The organism is Wolbachia endosymbiont of Drosophila willistoni, assembly GCF_040084705.1.
In the GTDB taxonomy this organism is placed as follows: Bacteria; Pseudomonadota; Alphaproteobacteria; order Rickettsiales; family Anaplasmataceae; genus Wolbachia; species Wolbachia pipientis.
In genome coordinates this window covers 690,160-709,561 of sequence record NZ_CP157591.1, presented here as the reverse complement: position 1 = coordinate 709,561, position 19,402 = coordinate 690,160, and the positions used below count along the sequence as shown (strand labels likewise).

The following is a 19,402-nucleotide window of genomic DNA, read 5'->3' as shown; positions in this document are numbered from 1 at the left end:
TAAATTTAACCTAATTTTGACTTGAGTGAAATTTTTTGGATTTCAATGGACACCTGGAAGGTGTCAGCTACTTGCATGACAGGAAGAGAGTTACTGTAGTGACACCAATAGTTGATACTTGAATGCAAAATTGGTGTCATCCCAGTGCTCCGACACTGGGATCCAGGAAATTTGATTTCAAACAAGTGCATCAGATAGTTGTATAGTAAAGACTGGATTCCAGTGTCAAACACTGGAATGACATCATTTGCTATGTAAGCTTTCTCCATATCATTTAGTGATTCAGTATATCCTTTTCTTTGATGGACAATTCACCATCAATCTTTTTTATATTATCATCAGTAATATTTTGTATTTCCTTCTTAGCACCATGAAAATCATCTTCTGAGATTTCTTTATTTTCCTTCATTTTTTCTGTTTCTTCCATAATATCTCTACGTATATTTCTAATGGCAATCCGTGCATTTTCAGCAAACTGATGCAATAATTTCACTAATTTTTCACGGGTTTCTTGTGTCAAGTCCGGAAGAGCTATACGTATGGTGCTACCCTCGACAACAGGATTTAAATTCAGGTTAGCATTTAATATAGCGTTTTTCACTTCACCTACAACACTAATGTCCCAAACTTTAATTGATAGGGTTTTGTTATCTATAACCGAAACGCCTGCAACTTGATTTAACTTTTGATGCCCACCATAGATGTTTACAACTATACCATCAAGCAAAGATGCACTAGCTCTACCAGTGCGTACGCCTTTAATATCATCATGAAAGGACTGAATAGTTTTTAGCATTCTTTCTTTTGTTTTAGCTTTTATTTCATTTAACATAAATTACCTACTGTTTACAATCTGAAACTATAGTATAAGTACCTTGACCCTTAATAATATTGACTATTTTTTCTCCCTTCAAAGAAAAAACTATAATTGGAATAGAATTCTCACGAGCAAGTGAAATTGCTGATGCATCCATAACTTTTAAATCACGAGTCAATAAATCCGTGTAAGAAAGCCTATCATACATTACAGCATCCTCATTTTTTTTCGGATCAGCGGAGTATACACCATTTACTTGCGTACCCTTTAGAATAACATCACAATTCATTTCAACAGCACGTAAGGCTGCAGCTGTATCTGTAGTAAAAAATGGGTTGCCTGTGCCTGCTGCAAAAATTACCACTCTACCTTTTTCTAAATGACGAATAGCTTTCCTTCTGATGTAAGGTTCGCATACAGTGGCCATGGGTATTGCAGATAATACCCTAGAAGCTACTAAATTTTTTTCTAAAAAGTTTTGTAAAATTAAAGCATTGATTATAGTTGCAAGCATTCCAATATAATCACTGCTTGCTCTTTCACAACCACTTAAAGACGCAGATGTGCCACGAAAGATATTACCACCACCAACAACAATACATACCTGAACTCCAAGATTACAAACTTCAACTATGCCTTTAGATAACTCACCTATAGTCTCCATATCGTGACCAAATTGCTTTGATCCCATCAAAGCCTCACCAGAGATTTTAAATAACACCCTGGAATATTTTATTTCGCTTTTTTCATTTGTTGAAATAAACATTTTTTGCTATTTAATCTGCATCACCCAAAACAAGTAACTTGTAATTAGAGAGTTTAACAGCACTCAACTCGCTTGATTTTATAAAATCAGAAATCTTCATCTTATCATCCTTTATAAATTTTTGCTCCAGTAAAACAACTTCTTCATAGTACTTAGCCATTCGTCCATCTACTATTTTTTTTGCTACTTCTTCAGGTTTATTTAAGCTCCTCACTTGCTCTTCAATTATAGAACGTTCGTTGTTCAACTTCATTTGATCTAAATCATCTATAGACAAAGCTTCAGGCTTCATAGCAACTACATGCATAGCTATTTGTTTCCCAATCTCTTGTAGCTTCGCCTTATCACCAGATGATTGCAATGCAATTAAAGCACCAATCTTACCTAAGCCACACACATCACCATGTACGTAGCCAGCAATAACTCCATCCTTAGCTTCTAAGTAACAAAGCTTGCTTAACTCTAGCTTCTCACCAAGAACTGACGTACCATTCATAATAGCTTCCTGCACTGTGCCAATGCTTTCATACTTGGCATTTTTTAACTCATCAACGCTAGTACAGCGTTCTTGATGAGCAATTGATGCTAAATTTAAAACTAACTCTATAAATTTCTCATTCCTTGCGACAAAATCGGTTTCGCAATTGAGTTCAATCAATACACCACAATTTTCAGTCAAACACATAGCAACGAGCCCATCTGAAGCTACTCTATCAGATTTTTTGTCAGCTTTAGCAAGACCTATTGTACGTAACTTATCAACGGCTTTCTTAATGTCACCATCACATTCTTCTAATGCTTTTTTACAGTCACTTAAGCCAAGCCCTGTTCTATCACGTAATTCTCTTATATCATCTGGATTCATCTTCATTTGTTACTACCTCCCTTTCTTCTTCTTTGTAAACTTTACTACGTCTCCTTTTAGTTTGCACAATACCATCTTCTTTTTCTTGAATAAACTCATCACCCCTTATATCATCAATCTTAACTCCAGATTTTGCTAGACTAGACTCTATTCCAGCTAATATAGAGTCGGTAGCTAATTTACAATAGAGCTCTATTGATTTTCTTGAGTCATCATTTCCAGGTATTAGATAAGTAATACCATCTGGATCAGAATTAGTATCAAGTATTGCAACTATTGGAATTCCTAACTTCTTAGCCTCCTTAACCGCTATATGCTCTTTATTAGTATCAATGATGAATAAGATATCAGGAATTGCTCCCATTTCTCTAATACCGCCAAGCGCCTTATCAAGCTTTTGCTTTTTCTTTTCAATGTTTCCCAATTCTTTCTTTGTTAAAATGCTATCCTCGTCATTTAATATTTTCTCATATTGCATCAAGGTTTTTATCGAAGAAGAAACAGTGCCCCAATTAGTAAGCATACCACCAAGCCAACGATGATTCACATAATATTGACCACAACGAATCGCTTCACTTGCAATAATATCAAAAGCTTGAAACTTTGTACCAACAAATAGAATGCGACCACCTTGAAATGCAACGTCATATAAAGCCTTCATGGCCACCTGTAGCAATGGTAGTGTTTTTCGCAAATCAATTATATGTATACGATTTTCTTGATGCACTCCATATATGTATGGAGCCATTTTTGCGTTCCAGCGACTAATTTTGTGACCAAAATGTACACCAGATTCAGCTAAATCACGCACAGTGACTTTAGGCAAATTTGTCATATATCATTCCTCCAAATAGTTTATCTTCCATGGCATAACCCTAATGGGACTACTTGTACAAGCCATGTGTGAAATTAAATTATTTACATAGTAATAGAAAAGACAGCAAAGCGCAAACAAAAAATATTGACAAAGGGCAACATGTTTATTAGCTTTAAAGTTGAAGCCCGAAAATGCTAAAAAGAAATTAGGGGGGTGTAGCTCAGTTGGTTAGAGCGCATGCCTGTCACGCATGAGGTCGTGAGTTCAAGTCTCATCACTCCCGCCATATTAGTTTTAGCATAACTTAGAATTCGCAGTATTATTGCCGGTATTGAGAAACGCCTTCACCAAACTTGACATGGCATGGTATTGTAATTAATACTTAAATAGGTTTGTTTTTATCATTAACAATTAGGATTAAATATGCTCATTTCTGAAGTTTTTGCAGCAGATGCAACTAGCAATACATCAAGTATCGGCGCATCTTTTGCTAGTTTTATTCCACTGATTTTAATATTTGTGGTATTTTATTTTCTCATTATTCGCCCGCAACAAAAAAAACTAAAAGAACATAGAAAGATGATAGATCAAATAAAACGTGGTGATACAGTCATTACTTCTGGTGGAATAATAGGTGAAGTTAATAAAGTTGATGAGGCAAATGCACAATTTATAATAGAAATAGCACCAAAAGTTGAGATAAAAGTTCTAAAGTCCGCTATATCTGAGGTTTTAAGCAAAGAAACTCAAAAAGTAGCAGCTAAACCAATTAAAAAGGTAAAATCGAAAGAATGATAAAAAGAATATAAATCAACCAGTAATAAAGGCAAAAATGCTTAACATGTTTAGAAAAAAGTTTGTTTGGTGATCCATTTGTGTGCGGAATATTTGGTGTAGTAAGTAGCGGTGATTCAGTAATACCAACCTTACTAACTGGGTTACAAAAATTGGAATATAGGGGATATGATTCCTCAGGTATAGCAATCATAAATAACGAAGGTAAGATAGAAGTCAAAAAATCAGAAGGTAAAGTCGAAAGGTTATGTGAAGTTGTTGATGACAGCAAGATGTCTCACAGTACAGTTGGTATAGCACATACTCGCTGGGCTACACATGGAGTCCCAGGCCTTAAAAATGCTCACCCCATTCGTACAAATAATGTTGTTGTTGCTCATAACGGCATAATTGAGAATTACAATCTGCTAAAAAAGGGTCTAGAAGAAAGGGGCATGTCATTCCATACTGACACTGACACAGAGATCATACCAAACATGCTAACCTTATATCTTGATGAAGGATTGTCGCCAATTGATTCTCTATTTAAGTGTTTAAACAACTTACATGGCTCATTTGCCTTGGTCTTATTATTTGCAGAATATCCAGACGCCTTATTTGTTGCGAAGAGAAATTTGCCTTTAGCAATAGGCTATAACTGTAACACAGTGTTTGCTGCATCTGACTCTAATGCTTTAAGTGCATTTGTGGAAAGAATATCGCATTTGGAAGATGATGACATTGCAGTGATAAAATCTAGTGGAGTTAGTATATACAACAATGGTACACAAGTTAAACGCAGTATAGAAAATAGTAGTCCAAGTGATTTTCTAATTAGCAAAAATGGTTACCCTAGCTTCATGTTAAAAGAGATTTTTGAGCAACCGCGTGCATTAAACAAAACAATAAATCAATTTTACAAGCAATATAAAGAGGTAATATTTGCTAACAAAAAATTGTTTTCTGAGCTGAGTTACATTACTATAGTTGGATGCGGGTCATCTTATTTTGCTGGGCTAATAGCAAAGTATTGGCTGGAAAATGTCGCTCAAGTTCGAGTATATCTAGAAATCTCATCAGAATTTAGGTATAGCAACGTCAAGCTGGAAGAAGGCAGCATTGGGTTATTTATCTCTCAATCTGGTGAAACTGCAGATACCATAGAAGCGCTGCGTTATGCAAAATCACAGAAGCAAACAATCATTAGTATAACTAATACATTTAGCAGCAGCATTGAAAAGATCTCAGATATTGTGTTACATACTCTTGCTGGGCCAGAAATTGGTGTTGCTTCAACAAAAACCTTTTCTGCGCAACTTGCAACTTTAGCATGCTTTGCCGTGGAGCTTGGAAAAATAAAAGGTGTACTGGGTGGAGAGAGAATAAAACAGCTAAGCAACGCTATTAACTCTATTCCCGAGTATGTTGAGCACGTTTTGAATGTGATGAAAATACAACATATATCGGACAGTATATTAGAACACAATAACGTTATTTTAATCGGCAGAGGAAGTTCATACGGAGTTGCAATGGAAGGCGCATTGAAAATAAAAGAGCTTTCATATATCAATACAACTGGTATTGCAGCGGGAGAAATGAAGCATGGTTCTATTGCTTTAATAGACTCTACTGTGCTTGTTATAGCAATTATCCCTTATGATGATTTATTCTTTAAAATGCTATCTAATATACAAGAGATTATTGCAAGAAAAGGCAAAGTAATTGCCTTCAGTGATAAACAAGGAGCGCCATTCCTAAGGGGAGTTTGCGCAGATGTGGTGCAACTTCCAGACACTGATAATTTTATCTCTCCAATCATCTACAGTGTTGCTATGCAATTCCTTGCTTACTTTACTGCAGCAAAAAAAGGGTTAGATGCAGATTGTCCAAGAAATTTAGCTAAGTCTGTCACGGTTGAGTAGTCCATTTAAAGTTAAAGCTAAACTTCTAATTAAGGTGACCAGACTGCATTCTGTGATTTTTAGCAAAACACGATACACAATCGTCATTCCGCTACTTGTTAGCGGAATCTATGCCGAGATACCGCGGCGGTATGACGGTTCGCGGTGGTATGACGGTTAAGTAATTCGTCATCCCGCTACTTGTTAGCGGGATCTAGAGATACCGCGGCGGTATGACGGTTCGCGGCGGCATAGCTATCTTCAAAAATATGGTTAAATAATTGTTAATAATAGTGTATAATTATTAATATTTTTAAGCACTTTGGCTATGGCTTTATCTAAGTTTCTCGACCCTAAGCTGGATTTAACCTTCAAAAAAATCTTTGGAACGGAAAAAAATAAGAATATCCTGATCCACTTTTTGAACGATATTTTAGGGTTTACTGAGATAAATGCAATACAAGAAGTTGAGTTTCTTAGCACTATTATGGATCCCGAAGTTGCCTCTGATAAACAAAGTATTGTTGATGTTCTCTGCAAGGATTCTCACGGAAATAGATATATAGCAGAAATGGTGCGACCTGAAAGCCTTCGGTCATATTGTTTAAAAGGAGAGGAATTCATTCAGAAAGAAACTGAAAGGATTCTAAAGCTTATTGAACCAGATGTTTTGCCATCTGAGTCTACGCATCAGTGCGAATTGGGTAACCAGTTGGTGCCGAGCGACGCGGACAATGAACCTCCTCTTGATAAAGAAGATGCTCAATCGTGAGAGAAAGCATAAACTACAAGCATCATGTGGTTGGAGGGCTAGGCTTAGTGGTATGGTGAACGTAAGTGAAGCTTCATAAGTATCGTAACGATTAAAGAGCTAAAGATGCTGATAAGCTCCGACCAAAAGGTAATGTGACATTTTTCATTTCTGGATGTACGCAAATCACCGGTATAGAGAAGCCACCTAACCCACTATTGTATGACAAAAGGAACAGGATAAGCCTGTATTTTCGCCTATATGGCAGGCAACCCGCAAGGAATGCTGATGGATGTGCAGGTAAAGGATAATGGAGAAAGCGAATGCCATTTTGTAACGAAATGGATAGAATTTGTAACATTAATTCGCGTGAAAACGAGCAGACTTCCATTTGGTCCCTCATGACAAGAAACTTTGTTAACCACTTAAGGTAGGAAAGCAGATGATTACAAGTACAACTGTAAGTGTACCTACCAATAACTCCGAAGCATGGAACCAGTTACCCTGGAAGAAATGCCAAAAAGTTGTTATGAGGCTACAGAGGCGTATTGTTAAGGCTGTCCAACAAGGCAGATGGGGTAAGGTGAAAACTTTACAACACCTTCTCACACGCTCTTTTAGCGGCAAAGCTTTGGCGTTTAAGAGAGTAACTGAAAACCAAGGAAAAAACACAGCAGGTGTAGATCGTCAAATATGGTCAACTTGCAACACAAAATTTCAAGGAATAAAGCTATTAAAACAAAGAGGATACAAACCTTCTCCGCTAAAACGGATATACATCAGTAAGTCTAATGGCAAAAGAAGACCTCTTGGAATCCCTACGATAAAAGATAGAGCCATGCAAGCATTATACTTGTTTGCTTTGGAACCGATAGCTGAAACGATCAGTGATCGTCACTCTTATGGTTTTAGACCAAAAAGATCCTGCGCAGACGCTACTGTGGCTTGTCACTTGTTACTGGCAAGCCGTAACCAACTACAATGGATACTCGAAGGTGATATTAAAGGGTGTTTTGATAACATTAACCATGAATGGCTCATGAAGCATATTCCTATGGAGAAGAAAATTCTTCATAGCTGGTTAAAAGCTGGCTTCCTAGAATCAAAAACTCTGTATTCCACAACTGCAGGTACCCCACAAGGTAGTATCATCTCTCCAATACTAGCAAATCTAGCCCTAAATGGACTTGAAAAATCATTGGAAAGTCAATTTGGTAAACTTGGCAGTAAAAGAAGAAGCAAAATCAGAAGTGGAGTAAATGTAATCAGGTACGCAGATGACTTTATCATTTCAGGAATCACACGTGAAGTACTGGAAAATGAAGTAAAACCTCTAGTATCGTCCTTTCTTCAGGAGAGAGGTCTTATCCTTTCCGAAGAGAAAACAAAAATTACATCTATTACAACAGGGTTTGACTTTCTTGGTTGTAATGTACGCAGGTATAATAAGAAGTTAATTATAAAACCTTCAAAAGAAAGTATTAAGAAACTTCTTAATAAAGCACGTACATTGATAAAGGCAAACATAGCGAACACTCAGGCCGTACTAATCAAGTTGCTCAATTCCCTATTAAGGGGATGGGGAAATTACTACAGCCATGTGTGTGCGAAAAGAGCTTTTAACAAAATAGACCATGAAATTATGTGTGCTCTATGGAAATGGGCAAAGAAAAGACATCCTCGTAAAGGATTACGTTGGATAAAGAATCGTTACTTCAAGGTAATGAAACAACGCCAATGGGTCTTTGCTGCACCCATATGCAAGAACAAACCGAAAGAGATAAGGTATTTAAGACTGCTTAGGTTGATTGATATACCTATCAGACGACATGTTAAAATCAGGGCGGATGCAAATCCACTTGACTTAAAATGGAAAAAGTATTTTGATGAAAGAGTGAAACAAACAAAAATGTTAGCAAGCTCTTTCTCAAGAGAAGGTTCTCTACTGTTGGTGTCACCATTAAGAATGATGTTTTCTGAGGAATCATGAAGGACAAGCCGGTTCGAGAAAAGAAGGACTTAGATAAGGGGCTCAAGCGTAGTGTGGGGAAACCTGCATGCTGCGTTTCTAAGGGAGGGAGTAGTAGCAATACTACTTCCTTACCTAACCAGCTCGCTCGTGATAAAGGCTTTGAAAAACGCGCACAACTTTATGCTGCTAAGGCTTACTCAAGACAAGCTGATAAATCTGGTAAATACGTTGATTTAAAGAAGATTTTCTTTATCGCGATTTCAAATTGTACTCTTTTCCCTTCAGATGTTTATTATATTTCCACTCATAATATACGCGATATAAAGACTAACGGACATTATTTAAAAGATTTTCAATTTGTCTTTATTGAACTACCTAAATTTACAAAAAGCAAAGTAGGGCAGCTGGAAACTACTGTTGAGAGATGGTGCTTTTTCTTTAAGTATGCGGAAGAAACTACGGATGAAGATTTAAGAAAAATAGCAGAAAAGTCACCAATAATAAAGCTAGCATATGATGAGTTAGATAAGTTTCATTGGAATGAGAAAGATCTTGTAGCTTATGAAGAAAGGGTAATGGATTTACAGAAAGAAGCTGCTATCTTAGAGCAAAAAATAGATGATGCTAAACATGAAGGCATCCAAATTGGAAAAGAGAAGGGCAGAAAAGAAGGCATCCAAATTGGCCGTGAAAAAGGTAAAATTGAAGGTAAAATTGAAGTTGCAAAAAACCTACTTAAAGCTGGCGTATCCGCTGATCTCACAGCCAAATCTACCGGCCTCTCTTTAAAAGAAATAAAGCAAATTCAGAAGGAAATATCACAGTGATTTTTTCAGCTGTTTATCTACTATTAGATCATCTAAACAGGTTCTAGGTTTATCGTCTGCCTTTCCTGGTAACTGGCTTTCTGACTGACCAGTATTAGCAAGATAAGTAATAGTAAGTATAAAATTAATAGTTCCTTTAACCAACCATTCTAATACGGGTTGTTTTGGCTTACGTGTTTGCTCTGCTTCTTGAATTTCATGTTTTGAACCTATGAAAGGAATTGTTTTGGCTGCTTCTTCCACATTCTCGCTATTTTTCAAGTTATCAAGATATTCTCTAGCTGTCATACTAACTTCTTTTTTATTCAGATGATCTTGAAACTTTTTGCTAGTTAAATTCATATCAGCACTGATAAGCAAAGGCAAACCGCCTTCCACATTGATTTTTGTTCCAAAGTTATATAGCTGTACTCTTGATATCTCTTGACCATTAATCTTAATAAGACCAAGCTCCTTATCTTGCTCTGCCAAAAGTTGACACTCTGTTTTAATTTCTTTTGCCAAAATTTGTTTATCTTCACCAGATAGTAGACTATTAGCTTTATCAACATCAAAGTATTCAACAAGCAAACCTTCTTCTACTTCATAGCTAGCACCTTTTTCTACAACCTCAATAAGCTGATCAACACTTTTTAAACCAGAAATAAATGCTACATTACAATCAAAATAAGCATAACTATTACCAATTCTATAAATGGCAATAACATGATTATCTGTTACTAAATGAATAGCAAAGTCACCTTTCATTCCAGCTATATAATTTGATAACTCTCTAAGCATTTTATAGCCCTGAGCATGAATTAAACTTGAAGGTAGACTATTCATAGCAGAATCTAGCTGTTGTTCAAAACTATCAAGTAATTTACTAAAAGCAAAAACTTCTCTTTCTTCCCTCTTAGATACCTGTTTACCTTGTGCTGTACGCTCATAAATTTCTGCTGAAGTTTTTAAATTACTTAAAAATGACTTTTTACATTGTAAAAAAAGAGTTTGAGATAATCCACGAGTAATTGATACACACTTGCCATCAACTTTTATATTTCTTGCTTTAAATGAAGGTAAATAAAGACCTTGTTTCACTGATTCAATTTGTAAATAAGGCGGTAAAAATCCTAATAAATGTAGATCTTGTTGCTCTTGAAAAGACTGTATCAAACATCTACTTTTCTCTTTTTGCGATTCTCCTTTTTTTACACCGCTCTTCTCTCGCATTGCCATACTATCAATACCAAATAGGACTTCAGGATCCAAACTTTCACCACACACTTTCTTACTAGTCTGAGAAGATTCGTGTTGGCTTTGAGATACCTCAGCCATTTTACCTTCGAGATATTCAACAATCTCCTTATGCCCTCCTTCTCTAGCATAATCCAGAGGCATCTTATCCTTACCAGCACTAAAGTCAGCTCCATTATCTACCAGATACTTAACTACTTCTAAATGATTATGCTTAGCAGCAAGGTGTAAAGGCGTCTTTTTATCATAATTGACTAGATTAATATTTGCACCACTCTCCACCAGCATTCGGACCACATCCGCAGCACCACACCTTGCAGCCTCATGTAGCGGAGCGTTTCCACGATGACCATCTATATTGACATCCACCACTTTCTATCAGCACTTGCACCTTGTCCCGATCATCCTTCTCCGCAGCTGTATATAGAGGGGTTTCTCCAATAAAGTCCACCGCATTCACATTCGCCCCATTTTCTATTAGAACTCGAACCATATTCGCAGTGCCATACCACGCAGCTTTATGTAGAGGAGCACTTTTATCATAACTGAACGCATTAACATCTGCTCCACTCTCTATTAGCACTCTTACTATACCTACTTGACTTGAACCAGCAGCTTCGTGTAAGGGCGTTTCTTCACAATTATCCGGTGCATTAACATTTGCCCCATTTTCTATTAAAGTTTTTACTATTAAGGTTTCAAGTGGTTCATAATCACTGGATATACCCTGCACAGCCTTATGTAAAGGCGTCCTTCCGTACCTGTCAGACACATTAACACTCGCTTTATTTTTTATTAGAGTTTCTATTACCTCCCAATCACGATATCGAATACCATGGTACAAAGGTGTCTCCCCACAATCATCTACTGCATTCACATTTGCCCCATTTTCTATTAAAGCCTCCACCATCTTCTCTTTACAGCATTCACTAGCTGAGTGTAAAAGAGCAGTTTTCCCATAAAAAACATGATTTACATTAAACTCATCTTCTTGCCATTTATCATATTCACTTGAATCCCTCTCTCGCAGTGCAACCTTCACCTCATCAATTACACTTTCTCTATTAAGATTTGGTCCACGGCCAATCTCACCAATTATCTTTTCCAGCTTCATCATACTCTTCCTCGATATAAAACACAACCTTCATAATAAACCACAATATACTAGAGTCAACATTTAAGTAATTATAAACCCCTGAATTGATCTGCATGACCAGAAACAAAGACGTTATCCAAATAACTCTTAGGCCCCAAGCTTTCTTGTATATTGCTTTTGTTATTTAGTACCTGTGGCATTAATCGATCCAACAATATATTCAGTTCTCTATTGAAAGCAGTCATAAACTTATTCACTTCTTCCATACTATCACATTCTACATCACTTTCATGACATGCTTTCTGTGCATATGAGTTCAAGACTCCTGAGATCTCACTATACTTACCACTTATGATTTTTTTAGTAACCTCTCCTTGCACTTTTGGAAAGTCAATATTAAATTGACTCATTGAGATTTTACTGCTTTGAGCAGTTTCCTCTATTATTTTCTCAAATCCCTCGGTAATATTAACCGCATAACCATATGCTTCCTGTTCAGAGATACCACTCTCGTCGTTGGAGGTATGTTTTTGCCCATTAGCTCTTCTGATCAACGTATCAAGCAGCAATATTGCTCCACTTGCATCAATTGCTGACATATCCATTTTTAATGCCTTTTCTCCATTCTCAGGCTTTAAATCAGCATTATTATCAGTAATCCATCCACCTATAAATCCTTTAACTTTCCCTGTTCCTCTATTTACCCAGCTAAAAAAATTGTTTATCCACGAAGATGGTCTTATGCTACTACCTGCAACTGCCTCACGTGACTTACTTGAACCTTCAGCCAAAAGTTTCCTTGATAAGTGACTATGATGAAGATTATGATAGCCATGGTGATGACGGCGTCTACGAACAGCACCTTTTTCTCTCATTGCCATTTCTAAATATTTAACAGTATCACTATACTCTTGTTTAGTAGCAAAAGACAAAGGTGTATCCCCATATCTATCCGACAAATTAAAATCAGCGCCTCTTTCTACAAGGTGTTGCACTAGATTTAGCCTATTTACAATAGTAGCCAAGTGCAAAGGTGTCCGAGAAAATATATTCTTTGCATTAACATTAGCACCCTTATCTACCAATAATTTTACTATCTCTAGATTACCACCTTCAGCAACAGCATAGTGTAAAGGACTTTCCATAACGGCATCTGTTGAATTAACACTAGCTCCCTTGTCTAAAAGGCGCTTTACTAACTCTAGATCATCACTACCAGCAGCAAAATGCAAAATTGTCTGTCCAGATCCATTCGCTACATTAACATCAGCACCTTCATCTACGAGCGACTCCGCTACGTCTAAGTTACCTTCATTGATAGCATTCTGAAACTCACTACTTAAATCTAATCGTGACTGCTTTTGTTTCAAAAATTCTACTATATTTTTATAACCTTTTTTAGTAGCGTAGTCTAAAGGTGTTCTACCAACTTGATCTTTATCATCAATGCTAGCACCTTCTTTTACAAGGTATTTCACTACCTCTAGCTTACCGTTAATAGTAGCAGAGTGTAAAGGACTCTGTCCATAATGACCCTTCAAATTGAAAGCAGCTCCTCTTTCTTTCAGATACTTTACTACCTCTATGTAACCATACATGGCAGCCAAATGCAAAGGTGTACGGAGACGATTACATTTTGCGTTAAAATCAGCACCTTTTTCTACCATGTATTTTACCAATCTTAGATTACCATGAGCAGCAGCATAGTGCAGAGGAATAAATCCATCATTGTCATTAGCATTAACATCAGCATGTTTTTCCTCTACGAGATACTTTACTACATCTAACTTGCCTTCTTGAGCAGCATAGTGCAGAGGAGTCCTTCCATTCTTAACTTTAGTGTTAACATCAGCACCTCGTCTGATACTTTCTTTAACTTTATCAATGTTGTTTTCTACCACAGCATTCGATAACTCATTATTTAAATCTAGCTGTGCTTGCTTTAAATATTCCACAACATTGTTATTTTTGCTATTAGTAGCGTAATCTAGCGGTGTTTGGCCACCACTATCCCTAGCATTAATATCAGCATGTTTTTCCCATACGAGATACTTTACTACATCTAACTTGCCTTCTTGAGCAGCATAGTGCAAAGGAGTCCTGCCACCATTGGCTTTGGCACCAATATCAGCTTCCTTGCTTATAAGATACTTTACCATGTCCAGATAACCTTTATGAGCAGCCCAATGTAGAGATGTTTTATTCTCATCATCCCTAGCATTAACATCAGCACCATTATCTATAAGTAGTCTCACCATGTCTAAATTGCCTACTTCAACAGCATAGCACACAGGTGCCCTATCCTCATAACCTTGAGAATTAACATTAGCACCATGATCAATGAGCTCCCTAACCTTATCGACATCATTTCTCTCTATCGCATCAAACATTCTTTGCTTCATCACGGCACTCGTCAGAGCCTTATGAGTATTAACCCTAACTCTATCCATCAACTCACTAAAACTCAGCGAACTCTTTATCTCTTCTCTTCGCTCGCTTAATGATATTACCTTATCAAGAAACTCCACTTTCAGTGTATGCATCTTACCATTGTTGTTCTCATGATAAAAATCATTCAACATGAGAGTAAAGAAATTATTTTCATAGGCATGAGAAGCCAAAGAATTTGTTATAAGTAACGCATCATTTTCACGAGCAAAAACATACTCCCCTATCTCTCGGTTTACCTCTATCTTGTTTCCTCTTGCCACATCATCTGGATTAATAACGTAAATAGTTTTACTACGATCGTTTAAGACTAAAGGCTGTGGAGTTAATTTAAAACCATCCTGAACTTTTTCAATTAAGTATATACTATCCATCACTGCGTGCACTCTCTTGTACCAATCATTTTCTAACGCACCCTTTAGTCTTACTTTCAATACTTCTTTCTTTGACTTGTTATCAACAAATAAACTAACCAACAAATCACTACCAACTCTTTTAATTTCCGTGTCAATTGCTTTATTAAGATCTTTCTTTGCCTGTTCGTTTATTTTACGTAAATCTAAAGTATCTATTTTATTCTCTTCATCAAAATCATAAATTATGACATCAGAGATAGGAAGATTTTCAAGAGCTAATTTTTCATGCCCTGAGATAACAACATACACATTTTCACCGCTTCCACCAACTAAGTGACTCGCTCTCGCACTTGGATCATTTGACAGTACATCACTATTAGTATTTCCTATTGTCAGAACTTCATTGTTCGAATGAACAATAACATACATTTGTGACTTACCTGCCATAGAATAGTAGCCTTTTACAAGATCACCAATTGGCCTTTTAGTGTCTTGCATTGCATATATATTACTTTGACTAACTACAATTCTGGCATTATCAGTCAGCTGATATGTAGTTATGTTTTTATAGTTACCATTAATAGTCAAATTAAAACTACCATCCGCATCTACTCCCTCTTTCTCTTTAAAGCTAAAAGTTATATTTTCATTAGATCTATCGATGATAGCAAGATCTTGTAATGTATAGTTAAAGATAAACTTATTGTTACTTTGTGAACTCTGACCTAAATCAACATAAGCCTCCTTCCCTTTCTCTCCTTGCACAACATAAGTAAAATTCCCTCTAATAGCATTACTAGTAACATGAGTGTAGGGACTAACCATAACTTTAGTGTCATAAAAACAGGTATCGTTTCTGGGTATTACAATATTATCTGCATAATGTCTATTTTCTCCCCCTCGACCATCTATATACGCAGTATCACAAGCAGAAGATACCAGATCCACTCCACCTTTTCTACCTAAGAATTGATTTATATTACTTATGTTAAGAATAACTTTAAATTTATCTGTCAAAATTCCTTCACGGAAATCAGCAAAAACTTGATATCTACCTTCCCTAATGTAGGTATAATTCAAGGGAAGTTGACCAACATCAATTGTATCAACTCCTCCACGACCATCGATAGAACCACTGATCGCAATATCATAACTTATCTCAACATTTTCTTTTTCAAAAATAAAATTATCGTTCTTATTTCCCCCAAAAATTTCCTTATGCCTTTCATTTAAAATAAAAAGATTACCGCTATCCTGAAAGCCTACTGCTCTATCCTTACCGCCGCCAAGGTTTATCAGAGTAAGATCTCCAGTCCTATTATTGTCATACTCTACACCAATCGCGTTTTCACAGTAATAAGTTCCACCTTTTGGAACAGACTCCCATTCCCCTTTAGGTAGGCAAAATAAATTAACTCCACCAAAATTATCTGGCCTCGCTCTAGCCCACTTTATATCGTTTCTCTTTTGATCTAGTAACACTATACTGTTTAAAGCCTCTTCGCTATATTGTTTATCATAAAGACGACTTACATCCCGCTCATAGATAACATGATCAGGCACATATGTAACGGGTTCCCTACCAGGAAAAACATATCTCCGAATATGTGAGTTGCTTTTTAAAAAGCTTATTGCATTTTCTACTGCTTTATTATTTGCTTCTTTTTCCCCCATTAATTTCTCGATATATTCTGAAGGCCGCTGGCCAAAAAAATTAAGTAATCCCTGACCAAGCCTTTCCCATCCTGTCAAATGAATTTCCTCATCAATTTTCTCAACTGCTCTCACTGCTGCATACACTTCAGTACCCACGAAAACTACAGCTGCAATTGCCATACCAATAGGACCAGCTGCAGCAGAAGCTCCCTCCAATGCTACAATCCCCAACCCTTCTCCAATTTCCACTCCAAGGACAGCAGTGTCAACTCCAAGCTGTATACTATCCCCTATAATTGGAACCAAAGCATCTTTGTTACCTTTTTGATATTCCTTTATCTGATTGTACAAATCATATGCAATAAAAGCACTAGTCACCCTTGAAAGAACTGGCGCAGCAAATCTCATTGACCCACCAAGCAGCACTCTGCCCTCCATCGTATAAGCTGCTCCCTTCATAGAAAGTGCTTCTAAAGCTTTTGCTAATCCCTGGTTGCCCGCAATAAAACCTAAATTTATTACAACATCTTGATAGTCACCACGTAATAAGTCACCTACGATATTTTTCGCAATCATTCCATGCATCACCATACCGGAAACTTTCCCTACCTTATTAAGGTGGTTGAGGTACCCACTCTTACCGAAAAGCAAATCAATTTCAGCCCTATACTTGCCTACAATCTCACCTTCATTTGCTAAAGTAAGGAGATTAGCAATTTTCTCTCCTTTTGCGTTCATTTTAAATTCATCCAAGATAGCAGGGACAAGCTTTTCACTATCTATCATGATGTTCTCAGGATTTCTATCTTTAGCTTCTACTTCACTCAACTTGTCTATTTCTTCCCACGTTAAACAACTCTCACTTGCAGACCTACGAGCCCTAGCAGGTCCTCCGCGAGAAGGACAAAGAAGTTTTGTTATCTGACTCGCGCTATTGCCTAATTTTAAAGAGTTGATAGCATCTTTTATATTCTCAACAGTAATAGCACTATCACCTAACTTGCTTGTAAAAGAATCTTTTAAACCAATTATTTCCCCTTCTAACAAAATACGCTCTCCACTACTAAGAAGCACATCATCATGTGCCAAATAATTACGTAATTTTTTCAATTTAATATCCAACTGACCCTTTTCACCTTTCTTCAAAGCAGCTTCAACTCTCTCTAAACTAGAATACAGATTAATGATCTGAGCTTTTATTGCACCAGGATTAGTCAATTCCTTCAGTTCCCCACACTGCTCCTTTACTTTATTAAGAAAAAATCCTTCCACGCCAGTCTCCACTTGTTTTTTTACTGATCCAACTAAAAAATCAGCTGCCCTTTTTATATCATCACCAGACTTTCCTTTAGATCTATAATGATAAGCAAGGTTTTTATACACCCAATCTTCTGTTATTCTACCCGTAAGCAAATCATCATATATTTTCTTAAGAGCAGGAGAAGATCTTTTGAGCAATTCCTCAATTTCCCCCTTTCTCCAATCTACTGAGTACGAAAGCAATTTTTCTGCATCTATACCACTAACACCAGAACCATCAACCAACCTTTTGTATTCGTCAGGAAAGATACCCGCGGCCTTAGAACCTAAGTTTTTGCGCAATTCAAAAAAATCGATCAATTTTTTTATACTATCATTAGATTTGCCCTTCTTCAGCAAACCAATCAACTTATCCTCTGTATCACCTTTAAATTTAGAGTAGGGGACATCATTAGTTTCGAAGATTTTTGCATCGAAATATTTCTCCAACTCACCTTTTAAAGGAACATCTTTACTAAGATTCATCTTTTCTAAAACTTTCATTTTGAGAAAATCCTTAGTAACATCATCTGGTAAAGAATCACCACCATAACGCAAATAGTCCATTATTTTTGCTATTCGTAATGCATCGCTATGCGCACCATCTAAATCCACTGCACTCTTGTGATTTTCTGTAACTTTTGAAAATAACTTATCACGTAGCTCATCGTATGGCTTCAATTTATTTTTTTCAATGAATTCTATGACTAACTTTTGAGCCTTCAATATTTCTTCCTGCACTTTTTCTTTAGTTCGTTTTCTTCCAACTACAGAAAATTCTTTAGATTTCATTTTTAGAGCATTCTGATAAATTTCATCAACTATCTCTTTGCTCCTGTCATCCATCTGACCCTTATCCTTTATCTGCTCAATGTATTTTATAACCCTCGCAACGCCTTGATCGACTGCAGAATTTATCCCTACTCTGATAATATTATCTTTAATCTCAGATACACTTTCTTTAACGATGTCTTCAATGAAACCTTTCTCTATTTCAGACATGGTATCCTTGATAGCACCTTCAATAGGAAGTAAAGCTTCCTCAAACAATTTTTTAATCTTCCTACCATCTAAATCTATCAAAGAAAACATTTGATAATGCAATAACATGTCTCTAAAGTTACTAAAAGACTCAATCGGGAGTCCTTTCTTCTTTAGAAGTTTCACAACATGAGGTGATAAATTGAGAGTATTTTTAGAGCTTTTTAGATATTCACCAACAACTTGAAACATTGTCTGTAAAGCTAATCTTTTCTCCTTTATAGAACCTTTTTCAAGTACTTTTTTGAACGACTCAATGGCAGAGCATACTTCATCTAAAGACTTGATATCTCTCCTAAGTTCCAGATACTTACTGATCTTGCTTTCTATTGTAGAATCCAAGTCAACCAGCTTTGAATCATAATCTTTTAACCTTATCGTCCACCTTGTCGCTAAATTCGGATCATCACGAGATGCTTCACTTTTTAGAACTTCTTCTGAAATAGACCTGAAAAGCGATGAGATAGCCTTTACTAAAAACTGGTTCAAACCAACATCCCCTCCGGGTTGATAATCAAGAATGCTAATCCCAAGTAGCTTAAGATCTTTAACATCTGATCGCACCAGGTCGCCCTTAAGGTCCTTAATACCAGCCTTAATCTTCCCAAACAGAATCTCTTCTTGCGCCTTCGGAAATTTATCGCGGCCATTATTACGAATTTCTTCTAGGCAATCTAAGTGGAACTTAACTAACAGCTCCAACAAGGCCAACCCACTCTTTCTTGCTGTTTCACGCTGAACAGATTTATCTACTTCACTACACTTAAAAACCATACATAA

13 protein-coding genes, 1 tRNA gene and 1 pseudogene are annotated in these 19,402 nt (G+C 36.5%); 7 read left to right on the top strand and 8 right to left on the bottom strand.

Features of this window, described 5'->3' with window-relative positions; genetic code table 11:
- Nucleotides 1-5: 5 nt before the first annotated feature.
- From ABL518_RS06575 to rpsB, 5 genes are read right to left on the bottom strand one after another with little or no spacing between them, the layout of a single operon-like run.
- Nucleotides 6-269: a hypothetical protein gene (locus tag ABL518_RS06575; RefSeq protein WP_010962657.1), complete on the bottom strand. Its 264-nt coding sequence runs from the start codon at nt 267-269 to the stop codon at nt 6-8.
- A 5-nt stretch (nt 270-274) separates the two neighbouring features.
- Nucleotides 275-832 (bottom strand): ribosome recycling factor, encoded by a 558-nt coding sequence (gene frr / locus ABL518_RS03635; protein WP_010962658.1) that lies wholly within the window; start codon nt 830-832, stop codon nt 275-277.
- A gap of 7 nt (nt 833-839) precedes the next feature.
- Complete coding sequence (gene pyrH / locus ABL518_RS03630) at nt 840-1,577, bottom strand: UMP kinase (RefSeq protein WP_369800793.1); 738 nt, start codon at nt 1,575-1,577, stop codon at nt 840-842.
- A 16-nt stretch (nt 1,578-1,593) separates the two neighbouring features.
- Complete coding sequence (gene tsf, locus ABL518_RS03625; protein WP_070356839.1) at nt 1,594-2,454, bottom strand: translation elongation factor Ts; 861 nt, start codon at nt 2,452-2,454, stop codon at nt 1,594-1,596.
- Entirely contained in the window at nt 2,435-3,283 is an 849-nt protein-coding gene (rpsB, locus tag ABL518_RS03620) for a 30S ribosomal protein S2 (protein ID WP_010962661.1), read from the bottom strand. Before rpsB ends, tsf begins: the two co-directional genes overlap by 20 nt.
- Nucleotides 3,284-3,474: 191 nt before the next feature.
- Between rpsB and ABL518_RS03615 the strand changes: the two genes are divergently transcribed.
- The 7 genes and pseudogenes from ABL518_RS03615 to ABL518_RS03585 all read left to right on the top strand — a co-directional run bounded on the left by ABL518_RS03615 (nt 3,475) and on the right by ABL518_RS03585 (nt 9,490).
- A tRNA-Asp gene (locus ABL518_RS03615) sits at nt 3,475-3,551 on the top strand.
- A gap of 137 nt (nt 3,552-3,688) precedes the next feature.
- Nucleotides 3,689-4,060: a preprotein translocase subunit YajC gene (yajC, locus tag ABL518_RS03610; RefSeq protein WP_010081840.1), complete on the top strand. Its 372-nt coding sequence runs from the start codon at nt 3,689-3,691 to the stop codon at nt 4,058-4,060.
- Nucleotides 4,061-4,140: 80 nt separating this feature from the next.
- Nucleotides 4,141-5,961 carry a glutamine--fructose-6-phosphate transaminase (isomerizing) gene (gene glmS, locus ABL518_RS03605; protein WP_348994400.1) on the top strand — a complete coding sequence of 607 codons (1,821 nt, stop codon included), beginning with the start codon at nt 4,141-4,143 and terminating at the stop codon, nt 5,959-5,961.
- Between the two features lie 307 nt (nt 5,962-6,268).
- Nucleotides 6,269-6,514, top strand: a pseudogene (locus tag ABL518_RS03600) (PD-(D/E)XK nuclease family transposase); the annotation flags it as partial.
- A 438-nt stretch (nt 6,515-6,952) separates the two neighbouring features.
- Nucleotides 6,953-7,096: a hypothetical protein gene (locus ABL518_RS03595; RefSeq protein WP_173862902.1), complete on the top strand. Its 144-nt coding sequence runs from the start codon at nt 6,953-6,955 to the stop codon at nt 7,094-7,096.
- 37 nt (nt 7,097-7,133) lie between these two features.
- Nucleotides 7,134-8,681, top strand: a complete 1,548-nt coding sequence (gene ltrA / locus ABL518_RS03590) for a group II intron reverse transcriptase/maturase (protein ID WP_010082015.1) — start codon at nt 7,134-7,136, stop codon at nt 8,679-8,681.
- Nucleotides 8,678-9,490 (top strand): Rpn family recombination-promoting nuclease/putative transposase, encoded by an 813-nt coding sequence (locus ABL518_RS03585; RefSeq protein WP_095742719.1) that lies wholly within the window; start codon nt 8,678-8,680, stop codon nt 9,488-9,490. Before ltrA ends, ABL518_RS03585 begins: the two co-directional genes overlap by 4 nt.
- Here the strand turns inward: ABL518_RS03585 and ABL518_RS03580 are convergent.
- The 3 genes from ABL518_RS03580 to ABL518_RS03570 form a co-directional block, all read right to left on the bottom strand.
- Entirely contained in the window at nt 9,482-11,095 is a 1,614-nt protein-coding gene (locus ABL518_RS03580; RefSeq protein ID WP_348994352.1) for an ankyrin repeat domain-containing protein, read from the bottom strand. The two genes, ABL518_RS03585 and ABL518_RS03580, sit on opposite strands and share 9 nt — an antisense overlap.
- Nucleotides 11,049-11,843 carry an ankyrin repeat domain-containing protein gene (locus ABL518_RS03575; protein ID WP_095742721.1) on the bottom strand — a complete coding sequence of 265 codons (795 nt, stop codon included), beginning with the start codon at nt 11,841-11,843 and terminating at the stop codon, nt 11,049-11,051. Before ABL518_RS03575 ends, ABL518_RS03580 begins: the two co-directional genes overlap by 47 nt.
- Nucleotides 11,844-11,911: 68 nt before the next feature.
- Nucleotides 11,912-19,396 (bottom strand): ankyrin repeat domain-containing protein, encoded by a 7,485-nt coding sequence (locus ABL518_RS03570; RefSeq protein WP_348994351.1) that lies wholly within the window; start codon nt 19,394-19,396, stop codon nt 11,912-11,914.
- Between the last annotated feature and the right edge of the window lie 6 nt (nt 19,397-19,402).

What these genes read in the sequence shown, in the direction of transcription:
- ABL518_RS03585 (WP_095742719.1), top strand. Translation starts at nt 8,678, where the DNA reads ATGAAGGACAAGCCGGTTCGAGAAAAGAAGGACTTAGATAAGGGGCTC.
- ABL518_RS03570 (WP_348994351.1), bottom strand. Translation starts at nt 19,396, where the DNA reads ATGGTTTTTAAGTGTAGTGAAGTAGATAAATCTGTTCAGCGTGAAACA.
- ABL518_RS03595 (WP_173862902.1), top strand. Translation starts at nt 6,953, where the DNA reads ATGGCAGGCAACCCGCAAGGAATGCTGATGGATGTGCAGGTAAAGGAT.
- rpsB (WP_010962661.1), bottom strand. Translation starts at nt 3,283, where the DNA reads ATGACAAATTTGCCTAAAGTCACTGTGCGTGATTTAGCTGAATCTGGT.
- tsf (WP_070356839.1), bottom strand. Translation starts at nt 2,454, where the DNA reads ATGAAGATGAATCCAGATGATATAAGAGAATTACGTGATAGAACAGGG.
- frr (WP_010962658.1), bottom strand. Translation starts at nt 832, where the DNA reads ATGTTAAATGAAATAAAAGCTAAAACAAAAGAAAGAATGCTAAAAACT.
- yajC (WP_010081840.1), top strand. Translation starts at nt 3,689, where the DNA reads ATGCTCATTTCTGAAGTTTTTGCAGCAGATGCAACTAGCAATACATCA.
- ABL518_RS06575 (WP_010962657.1), bottom strand. Translation starts at nt 269, where the DNA reads ATGGAGAAAGCTTACATAGCAAATGATGTCATTCCAGTGTTTGACACT.
- ltrA (WP_010082015.1), top strand. Translation starts at nt 7,134, where the DNA reads ATGATTACAAGTACAACTGTAAGTGTACCTACCAATAACTCCGAAGCA.
- ABL518_RS03575 (WP_095742721.1), bottom strand. Translation starts at nt 11,843, where the DNA reads ATGATGAAGCTGGAAAAGATAATTGGTGAGATTGGCCGTGGACCAAAT.